Raw genomic sequence first — 2,500 nt, 5'->3', positions numbered from 1 at the left:
CCATTAAAGTGGCACGCGAGCTGGGTTCAGAACGTCGTGAGACAGTTCGGTCCCTATCTGTTGCGGGCGTTGGAAATTTGAGAGGACCTGTCTTTAGTACGAGAGGACCGAGATGGACGAACCTCTGGTGTACCGGTTGTGCCGCCAGGCGCATCGCCGGGTAGCTATGTTCGGACGAGATAAGCGCTGAAAGCATCTAAGCGCGAAACTCGCCTCAAGATGAGATTTCCTTTAAGGGTCGTCAGAGACGATGACGTCGATAGGCCGCAGGTGTAAAGCCCGAAATGGCAAAGCCGAGCGGTACTAATTGCCCATAAGCTTTCCGAACACTCCGTTTCTCCGTTTCACTTCCAAACATGCCATGTCATAAAGGCTTCAAAGACCTTTTGGCGACTACGGCGGCGGGGCACACCACTTCCCATTCCGAACAGTGAAGTTAAGCCCGCCAGCGCCGATGGTACTGCGGTAAGACGCGGGAGAGTAGGTCGTCGCCTTTTGTTACTATAAAACCCCGATCATCACGATCGGGGTTTCTTTTTTTATACCCATTCCATCTCCGAATACACCCCGAAAAACCAGGCTTTAAGAGGCTCTAAATGACAACAAAATGACTACGCTCAAATAACCGTTATGTGAAATAAAAAATCACTCACAACAACCTATTTTACAGCGATTTAAGAACCGTTATGAGTGATTATTTTTTAAGCCTATATTGGATCATTCAAGCTCGAAGTCTTCTTTCAGAATAAACCTGGTTACACGCTCGATATCGGCCCTGTTTTTCTTCCCTAAATTGAGGTCCCGCTCCAAGCGCATAAAGCGACTGTACACCTCGTCCAGGTACTTCATTTTCATCAAAGCGTCCGTAATTTCGACGGCCTTGTTGCTGTGGTGTGCGGGGAACGTGAGGTACAGGAATCGGACGACATAGCTGTACTTCTCCTTCTTGGTAGCCTTGCTTGGATCCTTCCTTACGGCTTCCCCTTTTGCGTTGCGTTGGAATATCTTGAAGCTAATCCTATTGTATGATCTTGACTTGAATTTGCTGAGCTCGTATTCGAACCATACGTCAGCGACTTCCTGAAGCTCCTTCTGCGCTGGATCCATCACCCGCGCCCTGAAATGGCTAATCTTAGGATACTTGTTCTCTAGCTCCAGCATCTCGCGAAGTTCCTTAAGTGGAATGGTGAAGCCCCCTTTGTCCTTCCAGCGGTTACAGAGCTCGTAGAATCGCTTAGAGTAGGTTGATTTAAGGGATAGGGCCAAAACCTTCTGATAGCTCGTAAAACCGAGCGCTCCGTAGTAACAGAAGAAAGGCATGGCATAGGAGGGAAGAATAAACGAGATCTCCTCCGATCCGTGATCGTGAGTGACGGCGGCGACTGTTGTCGCTAAGACTATCGTAGATTTCCCGTTGTCCTTATTCAACACATAGGAAATCTGCTTCCTCATCATCTTTTTACATTCGTCGATGACTCTTTGGTAGTTCCTATTCGTGTCAATATCCCTTAGTTTTAGGGTGATTTTTGTCTCTTCCATTTTGACCTCTCCTTTGGTCATTCTGGGCTGTAATTCGGAGATCACATGGTAGAGTATATTCTTCTGTATTTTGGAGAAGGAATACTTGGCGTTTGTGACCTGATTCGGCTGTATCAAAGTCACTTTTTTGACTGTCTCAATTGGCATATAGATAGTATAAATATAACATTTCTAAATAAAAGCCTCATGCTTGTGAGCATGTGTGCCAAAGATACAAAAGTTTCGTCATCGGGTGTGCTTTTGGTTCGTCACCGTGTGTGCTTTTTGGGAAAATTCGTTTCGTCAATGTGTGTCCCTTTAAAAAGTTATCCACATGGGGAGGCTTGACAGTCAGGAGGTTACGGGGTGTTTTCAGACCCGTACAATAAGGTAAAATAACCTACAATAACCTACAAGGGTAAAACGGGCGCGCAATCTTCCAAAGTGTTGGATCGATGAGACGGGTCGTCAAATCGTGGCCCCGAAAGTAATTTTACGGCATATAGGTTCGGATAAGCGTTCGGGAAAAAAAAGCGGAGAAAATCAGGACTTCAACGGTGGATTTTGGCCCAGCGCCAACTATTGATTTAGTTTGAAGCCCGTTTTTCGGCCGATTTTGGCCTGTTTTTCGGCCGATTTCCGAAACGCCGATCCAAATCAAGCCATTTTAAGCCGTTTTAAGCCGTTATTTTTCTCAAACGATACAATATGCGATTCTGAAAAGTTATTCGATTGTACCCCTTTTAAAATGCGAAATAAGGCTATTTATGACCATTTGATCGACCCCAGACTCTCGAAAAACTCAAAAAATGCGATTTTCACCCCAAAAACACCCCGATTTCGGTCTGATTTAACCCCGATTTTGGCCCAATTTCGATAGTGTTTTGAGCGGGTTCTCTGTATTCGACCCGAAAGTCCGCCATTTGGAGGTCGATCGAAGTCCTAAATCCGATTTTGATATGGAATCGATATCCGGATGACT

At 45.7% G+C, this 2,500-nt stretch carries 1 protein-coding gene and 2 rRNA genes (1 of these 3 cut by a window edge); 2 read left to right on the top strand and 1 reads right to left on the bottom strand.

The window, feature by feature from the left end:
• Positions 1-327: ribosomal RNA gene (locus tag AABK39_RS27595) — 23S ribosomal RNA — on the top strand (it extends 2,559 nt beyond the left edge of the window).
• Positions 328-385: 58 nt separating this feature from the next.
• A 5S ribosomal RNA gene (rrf, locus tag AABK39_RS27590) occupies positions 386-497 on the top strand.
• 220 nt (positions 498-717) lie between these two features.
• Here the strand turns inward: rrf and AABK39_RS27585 are convergent.
• Positions 718-1,686, bottom strand: a complete 969-nt coding sequence (locus AABK39_RS27585; RefSeq protein WP_338396368.1) for a replication initiation protein — start codon at positions 1,684-1,686, stop codon at positions 718-720.
• Positions 1,687-2,500: the final 814 nt, after the last annotated feature.

This window comes from Fulvitalea axinellae (genome assembly GCF_036492835.1).
Taxonomy (GTDB): domain Bacteria; phylum Bacteroidota; class Bacteroidia; order Cytophagales; family Cyclobacteriaceae; genus Fulvitalea; species Fulvitalea axinellae.
Note: the sequence above shows the minus strand (reverse complement) of the source record. Positions and strands in the feature narration are given on the sequence as shown.

Excerpts from the sequence above, each read along its gene's own strand:
- AABK39_RS27585 (WP_338396368.1), bottom strand. The coding sequence starts at position 1,686 with ATGCCAATTGAGACAGTCAAAAAAGTGACTTTGATACAGCCGAATCAG.